The sequence below is a fragment of the Paenisporosarcina sp. P5_A11 genome (assembly GCF_056400705.1).
Genome location: NZ_JBFUKT010000024.1, coordinates 13,082 through 29,159, shown reverse-complemented (window position 1 = coordinate 29,159; position 16,078 = coordinate 13,082). Strand labels below are relative to the sequence as shown.

General features: G+C 37.9%; 16 protein-coding genes. 13 read left to right on the top strand and 3 right to left on the bottom strand.

Annotated features, from left to right (window positions below; genetic code table 11):
- Nucleotides 1-10: 10 nt before the first annotated feature.
- Together AC1DOS_RS06450 and AC1DOS_RS06445 are read left to right on the top strand one after the other, a co-directional pair.
- A complete protein-coding gene (locus AC1DOS_RS06450) occupies nt 11-124 on the top strand; it encodes a DUF2642 domain-containing protein (RefSeq protein ID WP_477536829.1) in 114 nt (37 codons plus the stop codon).
- 95 nt (nt 125-219) lie between these two features.
- Nucleotides 220-1,113: a manganese catalase family protein gene (locus AC1DOS_RS06445; RefSeq protein ID WP_477536828.1), complete on the top strand. Its 894-nt coding sequence runs from the start codon at nt 220-222 to the stop codon at nt 1,111-1,113.
- A 230-nt stretch (nt 1,114-1,343) separates the two neighbouring features.
- On the opposite strand, the gene AC1DOS_RS06440 is transcribed toward AC1DOS_RS06445, so the two are convergent.
- The gene (locus AC1DOS_RS06440) at nt 1,344-1,856 is read right to left on the bottom strand and encodes an antibiotic biosynthesis monooxygenase family protein (protein WP_477536827.1); all 513 of its coding nucleotides are present in this window, start codon (nt 1,854-1,856) and stop codon (nt 1,344-1,346) included.
- A 211-nt stretch (nt 1,857-2,067) separates the two neighbouring features.
- On the opposite strand from AC1DOS_RS06440, the gene hemE reads away from it, so the two are divergent.
- The 3 genes from hemE (at nt 2,068) to hemY (ending at nt 5,565) form a co-directional block, all read left to right on the top strand.
- The gene (hemE, locus tag AC1DOS_RS06435) at nt 2,068-3,117 is read left to right on the top strand and encodes a uroporphyrinogen decarboxylase (protein WP_108585231.1); all 1,050 of its coding nucleotides are present in this window, start codon (nt 2,068-2,070) and stop codon (nt 3,115-3,117) included.
- 73 nt (nt 3,118-3,190) lie between these two features.
- The gene (gene hemH / locus AC1DOS_RS06430) at nt 3,191-4,126 is read left to right on the top strand and encodes a ferrochelatase (protein WP_477536826.1); all 936 of its coding nucleotides are present in this window, start codon (nt 3,191-3,193) and stop codon (nt 4,124-4,126) included.
- A gap of 29 nt (nt 4,127-4,155) precedes the next feature.
- Nucleotides 4,156-5,565, top strand: coding sequence for a protoporphyrinogen oxidase (gene hemY, locus AC1DOS_RS06425; RefSeq protein WP_477536825.1), 1,410 nt, complete (start codon nt 4,156-4,158; stop codon nt 5,563-5,565).
- A 199-nt stretch (nt 5,566-5,764) separates the two neighbouring features.
- Here the strand turns inward: hemY and AC1DOS_RS06420 are convergent, their stop codons facing one another.
- The gene (locus AC1DOS_RS06420; RefSeq protein WP_477536824.1) at nt 5,765-6,682 is read right to left on the bottom strand and encodes an NAD-dependent epimerase/dehydratase family protein; all 918 of its coding nucleotides are present in this window, start codon (nt 6,680-6,682) and stop codon (nt 5,765-5,767) included.
- Between the two features lie 264 nt (nt 6,683-6,946).
- On the opposite strand from AC1DOS_RS06420, the gene AC1DOS_RS06415 reads away from it, so the two are divergent.
- The 3 genes from AC1DOS_RS06415 to AC1DOS_RS06405 all read left to right on the top strand — a co-directional run bounded on the left by AC1DOS_RS06415 (nt 6,947) and on the right by AC1DOS_RS06405 (nt 10,065).
- Complete coding sequence (locus tag AC1DOS_RS06415; RefSeq protein ID WP_477536823.1) at nt 6,947-7,123, top strand: hypothetical protein; 177 nt, start codon at nt 6,947-6,949, stop codon at nt 7,121-7,123.
- Between the two features lie 104 nt (nt 7,124-7,227).
- On the top strand, nt 7,228-7,797 hold the full coding sequence (locus AC1DOS_RS06410) for a TetR/AcrR family transcriptional regulator (RefSeq protein ID WP_477536822.1): 570 nt from the start codon (nt 7,228-7,230) through the stop codon (nt 7,795-7,797).
- A gap of 81 nt (nt 7,798-7,878) precedes the next feature.
- Nucleotides 7,879-10,065, top strand: a complete 2,187-nt coding sequence (locus tag AC1DOS_RS06405; protein WP_477536821.1) for a YhgE/Pip family protein — start codon at nt 7,879-7,881, stop codon at nt 10,063-10,065.
- A gap of 76 nt (nt 10,066-10,141) precedes the next feature.
- Here AC1DOS_RS06405 and yhfH read toward each other — a convergent pair whose 3' ends face one another.
- Nucleotides 10,142-10,267 carry a protein YhfH gene (gene yhfH / locus AC1DOS_RS06400; protein WP_108585224.1) on the bottom strand — a complete coding sequence of 42 codons (126 nt, stop codon included), beginning with the start codon at nt 10,265-10,267 and terminating at the stop codon, nt 10,142-10,144.
- Nucleotides 10,268-10,406: 139 nt separating this feature from the next.
- Here yhfH and AC1DOS_RS06395 point away from each other — a divergent pair, with 139 nt between their 5' ends.
- From AC1DOS_RS06395 to AC1DOS_RS06375, 5 genes are all read left to right on the top strand, one after another.
- Nucleotides 10,407-11,399 (top strand): lipoate--protein ligase, encoded by a 993-nt coding sequence (locus tag AC1DOS_RS06395; RefSeq protein ID WP_477536820.1) that lies wholly within the window; start codon nt 10,407-10,409, stop codon nt 11,397-11,399.
- Nucleotides 11,400-11,624: 225 nt separating this feature from the next.
- On the top strand, nt 11,625-12,329 hold the full coding sequence (locus tag AC1DOS_RS06390) for a response regulator transcription factor (protein WP_108585222.1): 705 nt from the start codon (nt 11,625-11,627) through the stop codon (nt 12,327-12,329).
- A complete protein-coding gene (locus AC1DOS_RS06385) occupies nt 12,329-13,372 on the top strand; it encodes a sensor histidine kinase (protein WP_477536819.1) in 1,044 nt (347 codons plus the stop codon). The genes AC1DOS_RS06390 and AC1DOS_RS06385 overlap by 1 nt, the downstream gene beginning before the upstream one ends.
- Nucleotides 13,350-14,123: an ABC transporter ATP-binding protein gene (locus tag AC1DOS_RS06380; protein WP_108585283.1), complete on the top strand. Its 774-nt coding sequence runs from the start codon at nt 13,350-13,352 to the stop codon at nt 14,121-14,123. The genes AC1DOS_RS06385 and AC1DOS_RS06380 overlap by 23 nt, the downstream gene beginning before the upstream one ends.
- On the top strand, nt 14,095-16,032 hold the full coding sequence (locus tag AC1DOS_RS06375; protein ID WP_108585220.1) for an FtsX-like permease family protein: 1,938 nt from the start codon (nt 14,095-14,097) through the stop codon (nt 16,030-16,032). The genes AC1DOS_RS06380 and AC1DOS_RS06375 overlap by 29 nt, the downstream gene beginning before the upstream one ends.
- Nucleotides 16,033-16,078 lie beyond the last annotated feature (46 nt).

The following is a 16,078-nucleotide window of genomic DNA, read 5'->3' as shown; positions in this document are numbered from 1 at the left end:
TAATAGTGCAGTGCAAGGAGTACTTAGTCAAGTGTTGCCAGATCATATTGTGGTCGAAAAGAATAAAACACCATTTTTTATACGTACTCAACAAATCATATGGGTGTCACCGGCTTTCTCATAAACATTAAAGCAACATATTCTCTTTATCACAGTCATACACATAACGATAAAGGGTTTAATTCCCTAAGGTGATTAAATATGAGAAGAGGAAATTCCATGATTAAACGTATGAATAGATTGGCGATTGACCTTCCGATACCTGAATACGGGGATGCGAATGCCGCTGCGGCTGTACAAGAATTGCTAGGCGGAAAATTTGGTGAAATGTCTACATTGAATAACTACATGTATCAATCCTTTAATTTTCGTCAAAAAACAAAATTCAAGCCGTTTTATGATCTTGTTGCAAGCATTACAGCGGAAGAGTTTGGGCATGTAGAGTTAGTATCTAATACCATTAATTTATTGCAAAAAGGAACTACGTTTGCTGGTGATCCAGATTTAACTCCATTACAAAATGGTAAAGACAAACGAAATACGTATGCATTTATCGCAACGGCACAAACTTCTTTAGCCGGTGATTCAATGGGTAACCCTTGGCGAGGGGATTATGTATTTTCCAGTGGTAATCTAGTATTGGATTTGTTACACAATTTCTTCTTGGAATGCGGTGCAAGGACTCATAAGATGCGCGTCTATGAAATGACAAGTCACGAAACTGCCAGAGAAATGATCGGTTATTTACTCGTACGGGGCGGTACACACGTACTTGCGTATGCAAGGGCAATTGAAATGGCTACCGGAGTCGATATAACAAAGATGCTCCCAATTCCAAGTTTAGATAATCGTGCATTTGATCACGCACGAAAGTTTGAAGATCAAGGGTTGGGAAATGTATTATTTACATGGAATGATGAAGGACAATATAAAGATATTCGCTCTATCTGGAAAGGCGAAAATCCGAGCAATGGACTGCCACTTATCGTTAAAGATGGCGCACCTAAAGGAGCCGAAATTCCAGACCTCGAAGATCTTCCTGAAGAATTCGCTCCAGGAATTGGACCAGATGAGTATCAACAAATTGCCAAACGACTAATGGCAAATATGTAAGAAGAGGGTTGGCATGAGCTGACTCTCTTTTCTTTTTGCCTATATAGGATTTGTCTCAATAAGTGACTCAGTCACAGTGCTGGTTGACGAAGTGATGCTCCAGGTTGACGGAGAGGACATACAGGTTGTACAAAATGACATATTTCCCTAGAAAATTCCGCCAAATTTTAACCTATCATATAAAAGCGCCAACTCCTTAATAGGAATTGGCGCTTTCACAATCATAAAGATTAGTCATTCTTCTTAGCGGTCGTATACTTCGTAACATATGAAGCGCTAGAGAAAATATTAGGGCGTTTGTCGATGCCTTCATCAGTTCCACGTTTTTCGTGGGCTTTGTTATAGGCTTGAGATGTTTGCCAAGCTTCAAATGAACTTGATCCAGTCCACTCTGTCAAAATGACGTACGTATCAGAACCGACAGGACGTAATACGCGAATCGCAATAAATCCAGGTTCATTTTCAATTGCACGTGCGCGATTACTAAAACGATGTTCAAATATTGGACGCCCTTCATCAGTTACTGGAATGTTATTTAAGACGAAAAAGCCTTGATCACTTAATTCACCAGACGAGTCAATGACTTCGTATTTTCGAGGTGTTTGAAAAACAGTTTGCCCAGTTGTTTCGTGAAGGAGAACTGCGTTACCTTCGCCGTGAAGAACAACCATCTGTTCTGAGGCATGTTTTTCTCTTAAAGAATTCATGAATTCAGGTGTACCAGAAGTTAAATAAATGTTCATTTTTTTCCCTCCGTATCTATATGTACAGTATAATCTTCCCCAAATCAAAAAGCTCGAAACAAACCTTTGTCAAAAGAGTGTCTTCTATTCTAGACAATTCTATGACATTTGCACCTGAAATCTATACAATAGTGTAGAGAACGACTATATTTAGAACGAATATAAAAGGGCGACAACAAAAATGTGAAATTGAAGGGCAGGAAAGAAAATCATGACAAAGTTTAATGATACATTTCTACGTGCTGCACGAGGCGAGAAAGTTGATCACACACCTGTATGGTATATGCGTCAAGCAGGACGTTCACAACCGGAATACCGAAAAATTAAAGAGAAGTATTCATTAGAAGAAATCACACATCAACCGGAACTTTGCGCGTATGTTACTCGTTTACCTGTTGAAAATTACAATGTAGATGCAGCGATTCTATACAAAGACATCGTAACACCACTTCCAGGAATCGGTGTTGATGTGAAAATCAAATCAGGTATAGGTCCTGTTATCTCAAATCCAATACGAACAGTTCAAGATGTTGAGAAACTTGGAGAGCTTTCCCCACAGGATCATATCCCATTCGTTTTAGAAACGATTAAAATTTTGACACAAGAACAACTGAATGTACCGTTAATTGGTTTCTCAGGAGCTCCGTTTACACTTGCAAGCTACATGATTGAAGGCGGTCCTTCAAAAAATTACAATAAAACAAAAGCATTTATGGTATCTGAACCAAAAGCTTGGTTTGCATTAATGGACAAGCTTGCAGATATGATCATTGTCTATACAAAAGCTCAAGTTGATGCTGGAGCAAAAGCAATCCAAATTTTTGATTCTTGGGTAGGTGCTTTGAATATTGAAGATTATCGTATCTTCATTAAACCGGTAATGACACGTATCTTTACTGCGATTCAAGAGTTAGGTGTTCCCGTAACGACATTTGGTGTAGGTGCAAGTCACTTAGCCAAAGAATGGCATGACCTTCCTGTAGACGTTGTAGGTTTAGATTGGCGTTTATCGATCAAAGATGCTCGTGCAATGGGCTTAACGAAAACACTTCAAGGTAATTTGGATCCGTCACTATTACTTGCTGATTGGTCGGTAATTGAGGAACGTGCAAAAGATATCGTTGATCAAGGTCTCGCACATCCTTCGCACATTTTTAATTTAGGTCACGGTGTATTCCCAGAAGTAAACCCGGATATCTTAAAACGATTGACTGAATTTGTACATGATTATAGCCGTAAACAAATAAAAGCACATTCATAAGTCGTTCATGTTCGCATGAATAAATTGAACAGAGCAAAATGAATGTTGTAAATAATTGAATGAGGTGATGAAGTTGTCTAAGAAAACGATGGGACTGCTTGTCATGGCTTATGGTACGCCATACAAGGAAGAAGATTTAGAACGTTATTATACTCATATTCGTCATGGCCGTCCGCCAAGTCCCGAAGCTTTAACTGAATTAAGAGATCGCTACCGTGCTATCGGTGGAATTTCTCCATTAGCTAAAATAACAGACGATCAAGCGGCAGCCCTCCGCGACCGGTTGAATGAAGTTCAAGATGAGATCGAATTTAAATTATATATCGGCTTAAAACATATTGAACCATTTGTAGAAGATGCAGTTGAGCAAATGCATAAAGACGGAATCACAGAAGCAGTTTCAATTGTATTAGCACCTCATTTTTCTACATTCTCAGTTAAATCTTATAATGGACGTGCGAAAGAAACCGCAGAAAAATTAGGCGGTCTTCAAATTACTTCTGTTGAAAGTTGGTACGTTGAACCGAAATTCATCCAGTATTGGACAGAAAAAGTATCTGAAACGTTTAACTCGATGTCAACGGAAGAACGTGCTGAAGCATGCTTAATTGTTTCTGCACATTCATTACCAGAAAAAATAATCGCAAATGGCGATCCATATCCAAACCAATTGAAAGAAACAGCTGATTTAATAGCGCAAGCTGCAGGTGTAGAAAACTATGAAGTTGGTTGGCAAAGTGCTGGGCAAACTCCAGAGCCTTGGATTGGACCGGACGTACAAGATTTAACTCGTGAATTACACGAACAAAAAGGGTATAATACATTCGTTTACACACCCGTTGGATTTGTAACAGATCACTTAGAAGTGCTGTTTGACAATGACTATGAATGTAAAGTAGTAACGGATGAAATCGGTGCTAATTACTACCGACCTGAAATGCCAAATACGCAGCCATTATTTATCGATGCCATGTCTGACGTTGTATTAAAACATTTAAGTGAAAAATAAGTAAACTGAAATCGAAAGTGATGATGACTGTGTCTCGAGAAAAACGAAAAGTAGCAATAATAGGTGGCGGAATTACTGGACTAGCGGCTGCTTTTTACTTGCAAAAAGAAGCGAGAGAAAAAGGGTATCCTCTTGACGTGGTTTTGATTGAAGCGGCCCATCGACTTGGTGGAAAGATCCAGACAGTCCGCAAAGACGGGTTTGTTATCGAACGGGGACCTGACTCGTTTTTGGCACGTAAGAAAAGCTTTGGCATTTTAGCCGAGGATCTTGGCATCAGTGACCAACTTGTAAGCAATGCAACTGGCCAAGCATATATTCTCGTCAATGATGGTCTTCACCCAATTCCTGGAGGATCTGTCATGGGCATTCCTACACAAATATCGCCTTTCGTCACATCGGGATTGTTCTCATGGAGCGGAAAATTGCGCGCAGCTTGTGATTTTATTTTACCTAAGTCTTCTGTTAATGGAGATCAATCGATTGGACAATTTTTACGTAGACGTTTCGGAGGAGAAGTTGTTGAAAATTTAATTGAGCCTTTATTATCAGGAATCTATTCAGGAGACATTGATAAAATGAGCCTCCACGCAACGTTTCCCCAGTTTTATAAGCTGGAACAGGAACATCGCAGCTTGATTATCGGTTCGAAAAAAACTACACCAAAACCACCTGTACAAAAGTCCAAAGAAGGTATTTTCCGTACGTTTAAAAATGGCTTAGAAACTATAGTGGAAGCAATAGAAGAACAGCTTGAACCTGACTCGGTGATGAAAGGTGTCCGTGTGGAACGTTTCGAAAGAGTAGGGGATAAAGTAAATCTGTTCCTCAACAACGAATCAGAAATACTTCTCGATCAATTGATTATTGCAACGCCCCATATCGCAGCTCTTTCATTATTTGAAGAGCATGGATTAATGAGTGATTTTCGGGACATGCCTGCTACTTCAGTAGCTACTGTCGCTATGGCTTTTAAAGAAGAAGCGGTCAAACAAGAAAAAGAAGGCACTGGATTTTTAGTGTCGAGAAACAGTGACTATTCCATCACTGCTTGTACGTGGACACATCGTAAATGGCCAACTACCACACCAGAAGGTCATGTGTTGCTTCGCGGTTTTGTAGGTCGTGCAGGTGATGAGTCTGCAGTGGGCTTATCCGACAGCGAGCTCGAAAAAGTGGTTCTCTCTGATCTACGCAAAACAATTAATATTGATCAAAATCCTCTGTTTTCAGTGGTTACTAGATGGAAAAATGCTTCTCCCCAATACGTGGTAGGACATAAAGACCGAGTAGCTAAGGCGAAAAAAGAAATTCAGGAGCATTTCCCAATGATAAAGCTTGCAGGAAGTTCTTATAACGGTCTTGGATTACCAGATTGTGTCGATCAAGGGAAAGCGGCTGTTAGTGAAGTTTTGGAAGAATTGTTTGTGAAAAAATAAAAATGATTTGAAAAAGGGCGACTCTTTGGAGTTGCCCTTTTCGTATGAAATAAACATCAAGAATAATATATTGATCCAATCAATTTCTCTATAGTAATCAAGGATTGCTTTCTAAGAATCTTCAAAAGGAATAATCGGTTTCCAGCCCATACTGTAGGATTTATATTGCAGTTATATGAGGAGTTCAAAAAATTTAACATTATGAATTTCTTTGATGAAAATCATATGTTTCATTTAATCCATTTAATATATCGACAGTTGGATGCCAGTTAAGTACATTTTGTGCTTTTTCATTATTAAGACAGCTATGCTTAATATCACCTTCTCGAGGTGCTGTAAAAACAGTTTGAATACATTGGCCATGGATAACTGCTAAACGTTTTAAAATATCATTGATGGATGTTTTCTTCGATGTACTTATCTGAATGGTTTGTTGTGCACCTCGATCTAATGCCGCAATATTGGCCGCAACAATGTCCGTCACATAAATAAAATCCCTGGTTTGTTCACCGTCTCCATGGACACTTAAAGTACCATCAGTTTTTAATCGATTTAAAAAGACAGCGATAACGCCACCTTCACCTTTTGGCAATTGTCTTGGACCATATACGTTTGCATACCGCAATATTGTATATGGTAATCTATAAAGCTCGTAAAAGAGCCTTATGTATGACTCCGCTGTCAATTTGGATAAGCCGTAATAGGAAGCAGGAATCGTCGTCTCGTTTTCAGAAAGGAATTCTTTTTTTAAGTTACCGTAAACTGCTGATGTAGAGGCAAATATAAATTTTTTAACTCTTGCGTCACGACTAGCTTCTAGAATATTGATTGTGCCTTTTATATTTACATCTGCATCGTATTTTGGATTTTGAACGGACATTCCAACGTCTGCCTGGGCAGCTAAATGAAAAACAGCATCTGGCTTAACGTGTAAAATAATGCTCTTGGCTTCTTCACTACAGATATCGACTTCATGTAATTCTGCTTTCGKATTTACACTCACTAGTTGACCCGCAACGAGATTATCCAAGATATGAACTTCTGCGCCTTTTAAAATGAGAGCATCAACCAAATGGGAACCTATGAACCCTGCCCCCCCTGTAACGATAACTTTCATACTTCATACACCCTTTTGTTTTTTTTATTATATGTATAAGAGAGAATATGAGATTAGGCAGGTAACTCTTAAATATATCGTCAACATTGAGTTACATGGAGGGATTGAAAAGTGGTAATCTTCAAGCTCTTTCATGAATTTGCGAGGGAATAGTAGGCATTTGATTAAATCGATTTATTTTTAGAACAAAAGTTTTATCGTGTATATTGGTTAATGAAAGAGAAAACTGAACAGAGAAGAGATGAAAAGTGGATGTTCAATATTATGAAGTTTTTAATTTTCTTTATTCTAATCTATATATATGACTTCTTACTAGGTTTCATCATTTTTGATCGTTTTGGATCAGGAAGTTTAATGATGAGTTTTTTTAGTTCGGTAATTGCAACTGCATTTGCCGTAATAACGACGTATTACATAATTAGACTAATTGAAAATCTTTAATACATTTTAATTTGTTGTTGCAAATTTACGTAATATCAATTATGATAATGACTGAGTGACTGAAGTGGTTTTTTGGTCATTTTTATTAAAGAGAGGTGAGGTTAATGAATCGGCGACGAGAAATTTTAGAAGCTGCGACAAAATCATTTTCTTTATTCGGCTATAAAGCGACTACGATGGACCAAGTAGCAAAGCTTGCGAATGTTGGTAAAGGAACGATTTATACGTTTTTTTCCAATAAAGAAGAATTGTTTCATGAAATCGTCTTTACAATGATAAATGAAATGAAAGTAGAAAAAGATGCGATTATTTCTGGGCAGTGTTCGTTCCAGGAAAATGCCCATCTTGTATTAATGAAAATGCTGGAATTCCGTGAGCGTCATGCATTGCTATCTAAGTTAATTGCTGAAGAAAAAGATATGCAAACACCGATCGTTCAAGCAGTTCTTGTTAAAGTAGAACAAGAAATAGTAGGCTTTATTGCAGAACACATCGAACGAGCTATTGCTAAAGGAGAAATAAGACAAGTAGATGTCGAACTTGTTGCATATTTATTATTTAAAGCCTATATGGCCTTTGCAGTAGATTGGCAAGTAACGCATGAACACGCCTTATCAGAAGAAAAGATTGTAGACGTATTTCAAGATACTATATTTCGCAGTCTCATCAAGTGAGACTCTTTTTTTGGAGCATTATGACCAATTGAACGTTTTAGTCAATAAGTTTTAACAATACCTTATTAGGAGGAAATTTTAATGATAAAACAAGAATTTATAAATATCTTCAAGAACAAAAAATTACTTATTCCGATACTAGCAGTTCTTTTCATCCCTGTCTTATATGCAGGAATGTTTTTGTGGGCTTTCTGGGATCCTTATGAACAGTTGAGTGAGTTACCAGTGGCTATAGTTAATGAAGATGCAGGAGCTGAATTGGAAGGAGAACACTTGTCGGTGGGGAAAGATGTTACAAAGAATCTCATCGAATCAAAACAATTTCATTTTGTAGAAGTATCTAAAGAGCAAGGTGAAGAAGCATTAGAAAATCAAGATTATTATATGGTGATAGAAATCCCTTCAAATTTCTCACAACACGCAACAACTCTTCTCGATGAACAACCTGAAAAATTAATGATTGAATACAAACCAAATGAAGGCTTTAATTTCTTATCAGCACAAATTGGAGATTCCGCAATGGAGCGCATTCGTTCGGAGGTAAATAAACAAGTCGTCGCAAGCTACTCTGAAAATCTCTTTGCGTCAATTTCGAAAATGGGTGATGGTTACGGTGAAGCAGCAGACGGTGCTGGGAAATTAACAGAAGGTGCAAACAAGTTATCTTCTGGTGCAACAGATTTAAAAGGATATTTAGAGCAATTAGCTAGCGGCTCTGTCGATTTAGCAGATGGTTCTACTAAATTAGCTTCTGGTACTGTACAGGCATCAAATGGAGCGAGTGAATTGAATAGCGGACTTGGCAAACTGTCTTCAGGGGCGACACAAATACAACAAGGGTCTAGTCAAGTATCTTCTGGGGCTGGTCAGTTACAAAAGGGAGTAGCCTCATATACACAAGGAGTTGCACAAGTATCGTCTGGAATGGCTACTGCAAACGAAAAAGAGCTACAACTTGTAGGCGCGTTAAATCAACTTCAAGAAGGTGCAGCCACTGCCAATCAATCAGTTGGACAATTAGCAGGAGGGGCATCTGAAGTAACTTCTGGTATCGAGACATTATCACAACAAATGGCGCCGATTTTAGTATCTTTACCTGAAGAACAGCAAGTAGCTCTCAAAGGTGCATTTGCAAAACTGGAACAAGGAAGTTCACAAGTTTCTGAAGGATTAGGTGCACTCCAAGGTGGAACGGAACAGTTAAGCGGTGGCTTGAGCCAAGCTTCAAMGGGAGCTGGAAAATTAGCAACAGGCCATCAAGAAGTAGCAAAAGGACTGAAGACATTAACACAGTCTTCAAATACATTAAATGAAGGAGCTTCATCCTTAGCAACTGGAAGTGAAACGCTGACGACTAAGTTAGGTGATTTACAAAAAGGGCTAGCTAGTAGTGCTTCTGGAAGCCAAAAACTTTCTAGCGGTTTACAAGAACTGGTACAAGGATCTGAACAGCTAACTTCAGGCACATCTGAACTTGCTTTGAAATCGGGTGAACTTGCAGATGGATCAAGTCAGCTGGTAGATGGAACAGCGGAACTTGCGCAAGGAACAACCACTTTACAAAATAAAATGTCAGATGCTTCTACTGAAGCGAATGCAGTCAACGCAACAGATAGCACAATTGAGATGGCTTCTTCTCCTGTCGACGTAACCAAATCTGCAATTAATCATGTGCCGAACTATGGAACAGGATTTGCTCCTTACTTCTTGTCACTTGGACTATTTGTGGGTGCATTAATGATTTCTATTGTTTTCCCACTTGTTCAATCAGCAATTCCACCAACAAGTGGATGGGCATGGGCAACAAGTAAAATGGTCGTGCTAGGTATTGTAGGAGTGGCACAAGCATTGATGGCTGTAGCCATTTTACTATTTGGCTTAGGGCTGGAACCAGTCAATCTTGGTTGGTTTATAGCTACCGCTATCATGACCAGTTTCACGTATTTAGCAATTGTTCAAATGCTCGTATCGGTTCTGGGTGATAGTGGACGTTTTGTAGCCATATTAGTTCTTATCTTGCAGTTAACAACGAGTGCTGGAACATTCCCACTTGAATTAATCCCAAGACCTTTGCAAATCTTTAATCAATGGTTACCGATGACATATTCTGTTCAAGGGTTCAAAGCAGCGATATCTTCCACAGATATTAGTTTTATCCAATGGAACAATGGTGTTTTGTTGGCATTCTTTATTGGTGCTGTAGGATGTACCATTTCTTACTTCATTGTTTTATTTAAACGACGCTTTTCACATATTCAAGAAGGATAAGAAATAGCCGTTCAGGGGAAGATCCTGAACGGCTGTTTTTTATGGAGACGATCTTGAGTGGTGTTTTACGCTTTTCTTATAAGTGATTACATTTGTCGCAAGTGTTACCATAGCATTCATGTTGTTCTTCAATTTTATCTCCACATTGCGTGCATTTTTTGGGTGGAAGATTTTTGAAGAATTCGATTACGTTTTCAATCATGCCCTTAACCTCCTTTTTAATACTGTACTAGTACTGTTACTATTTATAGTAGTGTATTATAACAGTTGAACATTTGTCAACACAAAAAGTAAATTTTCCTTTATAGTGTATGTAGCACGTTTAAAAGGAGCGATACTTTATGTATTTTATTGATAACAAAGGAATTACAGATCCTCGCATTAATTTAGCGATTGAAGAATATGCGTTGAAAACAATGGATGTTGATAAAGATTCTTTTTTCCTGTTCTATATCAATGAACCAGCCATTATTATCGGCAAAAACCAAAACACTATAGAAGAAATAAATACGGACTTTGTGGACATCAATGGAATTCACGTCATTCGTCGTTTATCAGGTGGAGGAGCTGTATACCATGATCTTGGAAACTTGAATTTTAGCTTCCTTACTAAAGATGATGGTGATAGCTTCCGTAACTTTAAAAAGTTTACACAACCGATTGTCGATGCATTGAAAGACATGGGCGTTGACGCAGAACTATCTGGACGCAATGATATTTTAGCGGAAGGACGTAAAATTTCAGGAAATGCACAATTCACTACAAAAGGTCGCATGTTTAGTCATGGAACATTGATGTTTGATACAGAAATTGATGCAGTTGTTTCAGCACTTAAAGTACGAAAAGATAAAATCGAATCAAAAGGAATAAAATCAATTCGTAGCCGTGTAGCAAATATCACTGAGTTTTTGGAACAGAAAACAACGATTGAAGAATTCCGATTAACACTACTACATTCGATTTTTGGTAGCGAAGAGAACGTCAAAGAAATGGTGTTAACTGAAGAGGACTGGACAAATATTAAAGAATTATCAAAAGAGCGTTATGGTAACTGGGATTGGAATTATGGAAAATCTCCAGCTTTTAATATGTCTCATTCTGAACGTTTCCCTACTGGAGGAATCGATGTGCGTCTACAAGTTAAAAATGGACTGATTGAAGACGCACATATTTACGGCGATTTCTTTGGAGTGGGTGACGTAGCTGACATCGAAAGTCGTTTGATTGGTGTGTCTTATGACAAAGCAACTATTTCCGAAGCAATAGGGGATTTAGAAATCACCACTTATTTAGGTGGTATTACTAAAGAACAATTCCTTCAATTAATTTATTGATTAACCTTGTGTAGCCTGACTTCGGTCAGGCTATTTTTCATTTATTCGTCTAAATAGTATTTTGTACAACCTGAATCGGCAAAGCGTCAACCTGGAATGACAAACTGTCAACTTGTAGCAACTTCACTGTTAAATTCACTCTTTCCGTCTTCAAATTCTAGCAAGAGTAGCACTTTGGGCTTTTCTTAAGTACAATTAAGAAAAAGAGTAAAGGGTGAAGCCATGATGTCGACACATCGAATTTATATTGTTGAAGATGATCGTAAAATCGCCTCACTACTTGCCGATACCTTACGTAAATATCATTATGAAGTGAAAACAGTTCAAGATTTCGATCTGATATTAGAAGAATTTGAAGCGTTTGATCCACACCTCATTTTGCTCGATATTAATTTACCTTCTTATGATGGATACTACTGGTGCCGTCAATTCCGTACAAAAACGACTTGTCCAATCCTATTTATTTCAGCAAGGTCAGGGGATATGGACCAAGTATTCGGATTAGAAAATGGAGGAGATGATTTCATAACGAAACCTTTCCACTATGAAATCGTCTTAGCCAAAATAAGAAGTCATTTACGAAGAACATACGGTGAGTATGCAATGAAACAAGAAGAACGTACCATTAAACTTGGCAAACTATGTTTATATTTAGAACGTATGGAACTTCATTTTTCTTCTCTTGAAATTCCTCTGCAAAAGCGAGAATGTACCATATTGGAGTTATTGATTAGCCAGTCACCAAAAGTGGTAACTCGTGAGCAATTGCTCGAAGAATTATGGGATGATCAAGCTTTTGTAGATGAAAATACTTTAAACGTTAATATGACTCGTGTTCGTAAAAAGTTACAAGACTATGGAATAACTTCGACGATTGAAACTGTGCGAGGAGCAGGCTATCGTTTTGTATTAAGTGCGGAGGAGTCATGATGAATTTTCGTTTGTTTGTTAAAGAACATGTTGCGTATGTAATTTTCCAACTGATTATGGTGCTCTTCATTATGTCCTTATATTGGTTGGATGGTTTCCGAAATATCGATACCGCGATTTATTCTGTGGTCATTAGTACGTTATTAATATTATCTTTCCTTCTTGGAAGGTATGTGAAGCGCTATAGCTTTTACCACAAATTATTGTCACAGCCTAAACAAATGGAAGCTGCTTTGCAACGTGATGGAAAATCTCCGGAACAACAACAAGTTGAAACTTATCTACATGGGTTATACCGTTTATATCAAAAAGAAGTAGAAGCCTTGTACGCTAATCAAAATCGTCATTTACAATTTATGAATCAATGGGTACATCAAATGAAGACACCAGTATCAGTCGCAGAATTGCTTCTACAAGAAGATGGTGACTTTGATAAAAAAAGTATGCAAGAAGAAATCGATCGATTAAAAAGAGGACTCGATTCTGTTTTAATCAATGCTCGGATCGATACATTTGAACAAGATATGCAAATAGAACAAGTTCAATTAAAAACATTGGTATCAGAAGTAGTGTCTGAGAATAAACGCTTATTTATTACACATCATGTGTATCCCGTCATTTCAATCGATGAAAAATTCATCATTCCTACAGATGCAAAGTGGATGAGATTTGTCATCGGCCAGTTCATTACAAATGCAGTAAAATACACATTTGAAGAAGGCAAGAAAGTATATATTCAGGCAACCTGTCAACAGGGTCAAGTTTTGCTGAAAGTCCAAGATGAAGGTATCGGAATTCCATCAATTGATCTTCCACGAGTCATGAAAGCTTTCTTTACAGGTGAGAATGGAAGAAAGACAGGTGAAAGTACAGGAATGGGTTTGTATTTAGCCAATGAAATTTGTGGGAAACTAGGTCATAAACTGAGCATAACGTCTGAACGAGGAAAAGGAACTGTTGTTTCAGTACTGTTTCAACATCAAGAAGGAATAGAGAGGGGTGTAACGGAAGATGACCAAGATGACCATATTGAAAATGGATGAAGTGACCAAAGTGTACGAGGGAAAAGTGACACACCGTGCGATCAACCAACTAAGTTTTGAAGTTAATAAAGGAGAGTTTGTCGCAGTGATGGGGCCTTCAGGAAGCGGCAAGACGACACTACTCAATCTGATTTCAACAATTGATTCTGCCACTTCCGGTACTATTACAATTGATGGGCAGCGTCCCGAAGAAATGACTAAAACCGAGTTGGCTCTTTTTCGTCGGAGGCAGCTCGGTTTTGTCTTTCAAGACTTTAATTTATTGCAAATGCTAACAGTAGAAGAAAATTTGGTGCTCCCCTTAACATTAGATGGCATTCCTATAGATGAAATGAAAAGTAGAATCAAGGAATTTGCTAAGAAATTAGACTTGAATCAAATTCTTGAAAAACGTCCAAATGAAATTTCAGGTGGACAATCACAACGTACAGCAATTGGCCGCGCACTTATCCACAAACCGAACTTCATTTTAGCAGATGAGCCTACGGGGAATTTGGATTCCAAGGCATCTCGTGATGTACTAGAGCTACTTTCAAAAGTAAATCAAGATCAAAGAACTACCATTCTTATGGTCACTCACGATCCAATTGCGGCAAGCTATTGCGATCGTGTGATTTTTATAAAAGATGGCGAGTTTTTTAATGAAATTTATAGTGATGAACGAAGACAAACCTTTTTCCAACGCATTTTGAATGTATTGTCTTTACTTGGAGGCAATGTCAATGACCTTTCGACAATTCGCTTACCGTAATGTCATTCGAAACAGACGGATATATGCAGCCTTTTTCATGGCGAGTATTTTCTCAGTCATGGTATTTTTCATGTACTCGATGTTATTGTTTCACCCGAAAATTGAAGACGAGTTTTTAAGAGAATTTGCAGCATCCGGGATGATTGTTGCGGAAATCATTTTATATATCTTCACTTTATTTTTCTTGTTTTATTCAATGAGCGCTTTTTTGCAAGCACGTTCAAAAGAATTTGGGTTACTTCTTCAAATTGGTATGGAAAAGAAACAATTAAACCGGTTGATTTTTCTTGAGTCAATGTTGATTGGTGCGGTATCCATTGCAATAGGTATCTTTTTTGGATATGCCTTCTCTAAATTCTTCTTTATGATTGTTCGTGAATTATTGCAATTAGATAGCTTACCTTTATATGTATCTTATAAACCGTTTGCGTTGACAATAGGCGCCTTTTTTAGCCTTTTCATCATTATAGCGATGACAAGCGTGGTGTTTATTCGTGAACAAAAAATTATTGAACTGATTCGTGGATATTGGAAAACAGATGAACTGCAAAATTATTCAACGGTAAAAGCATATCTTGGGATAGGCATGTTGTTATTTGTATACGGGGCAGCTGCTTTTACTTCGAAGAATGTCGTGTTGGCATTTGCCATTGTCTTACCGCCTCTTGCGGCACTAGGGACATACTTTTTCTTTACCCACAGCGTACTCTTTTTGCTTCACCAAATCAGAAAAAGAAAGTCACTCTATTGGCGACCCTATCGTTTGATTGCTGTTTCGGAAGTTGCTGTGAAACTGCGTGAGAATGCACGAATGTATTTTATCGTTACGATTGTTTCAACCGTTGCATTTCTTTCTGTAGGAACCCTAACATCTTTATCATCTTATACTGGGCAATTTCGTCAGTTAAATCCACTGTCACTCATTTATACAAGTGAAATGACGAATCCATACGAATCAGACCATATTACTACCTTACGAAAAGAATTAGAAGAGCAAGGATTGTCCTATACACTTGTGCCATTTTTAATAAAACAACAAACATCTTCTTTTTCACAGAATTCAGTGGATATTTTGAGAGAGTCCGATGTGAACAGTTTGGCAATCGCACTTGGATCACCTCTTATTGAGTTAGATACAGGAGAGGCAATGTTTATACCGTATTCAGAGGAATCGGTCGATAGTTTAACCAATAGAGAAATTCAAACAGTACTTGAAGAAAGTAATGTCCCAATTCAAATACGCGGTGTATACCCACAAATGTTGTTCCCTTCTATGATTATTGGTTCGAATATTATTGCTGTCAGCGACGAAGATTATCAACTAATAGTCGAACCGTTTAGTGGGAAAAGAAAACAGGATTCTTCCTATAAATTCTTTGCTTTCCACGTAGCAGAATGGGAACGGACAAAATCAATTGGATTAGATATTGAATCGCAAGTGACAGATGCAATTGATGATGATGGGTTTACCAATCTGCCGTTTTATTTTGAAAACCCTGGCTTGAACTACTCGGTTATCCGAGCAACGTTTTCCTTGTTGTTATTTACTGGGTTAATGGTTGCAGCCGTCTTACTATTAGCCGCGGGTAGTTTTGTATACTTCAAATTGTACACTGGTTTAGAAAGAGATAAACGGCAATTTGATTTATTAAAACGAATGGGATTAACCGATCAAGAATTAATTAAAATAGTCAATCGTCAACTTATCCCACAGTTTTTCTTGCCATGGGGAATTGCTATGTTGCATAGTGCATTTTCATTCTTGTCACTGCAAGTAATTTGGAGAAATTTAGCTGAAGTTTCTATTTTAAGTGAGATGATTTTAGTATTAATAGGATTTACCCTCATTCAAGTTGTGTATTACTTCTTAATCCGCTGGCGCTATATTTCACATGTCCGAGCATCGTAAGAAATCTGCGACGAGTTACCGCAGGAGCAATCCTATCTGCGACGAG

Coding starts and splice junctions, on each gene's coding strand:
- AC1DOS_RS06445 (WP_477536828.1), top strand. CDS start 220: ATGATTAAACGTATGAATAGATTGGCGATTGACCTTCCGATACCTGAA.
- AC1DOS_RS06440 (WP_477536827.1), bottom strand. CDS start 1,856: ATGAACATTTATTTAACTTCTGGTACACCTGAATTCATGAATTCTTTA.
- hemE (WP_108585231.1), top strand. CDS start 2,068: ATGACAAAGTTTAATGATACATTTCTACGTGCTGCACGAGGCGAGAAA.
- AC1DOS_RS06415 (WP_477536823.1), top strand. CDS start 6,947: ATGAAGTTTTTAATTTTCTTTATTCTAATCTATATATATGACTTCTTA.
- AC1DOS_RS06410 (WP_477536822.1), top strand. CDS start 7,228: ATGAATCGGCGACGAGAAATTTTAGAAGCTGCGACAAAATCATTTTCT.
- yhfH (WP_108585224.1), bottom strand. CDS start 10,267: ATGATTGAAAACGTAATCGAATTCTTCAAAAATCTTCCACCCAAAAAA.
- AC1DOS_RS06395 (WP_477536820.1), top strand. CDS start 10,407: ATGTATTTTATTGATAACAAAGGAATTACAGATCCTCGCATTAATTTA.
- AC1DOS_RS06390 (WP_108585222.1), top strand. CDS start 11,625: ATGTCGACACATCGAATTTATATTGTTGAAGATGATCGTAAAATCGCC.
- AC1DOS_RS06385 (WP_477536819.1), top strand. CDS start 12,329: ATGAATTTTCGTTTGTTTGTTAAAGAACATGTTGCGTATGTAATTTTC.
- AC1DOS_RS06380 (WP_108585283.1), top strand. CDS start 13,350: ATGACCATATTGAAAATGGATGAAGTGACCAAAGTGTACGAGGGAAAA.
- AC1DOS_RS06375 (WP_108585220.1), top strand. CDS start 14,095: ATGACCTTTCGACAATTCGCTTACCGTAATGTCATTCGAAACAGACGG.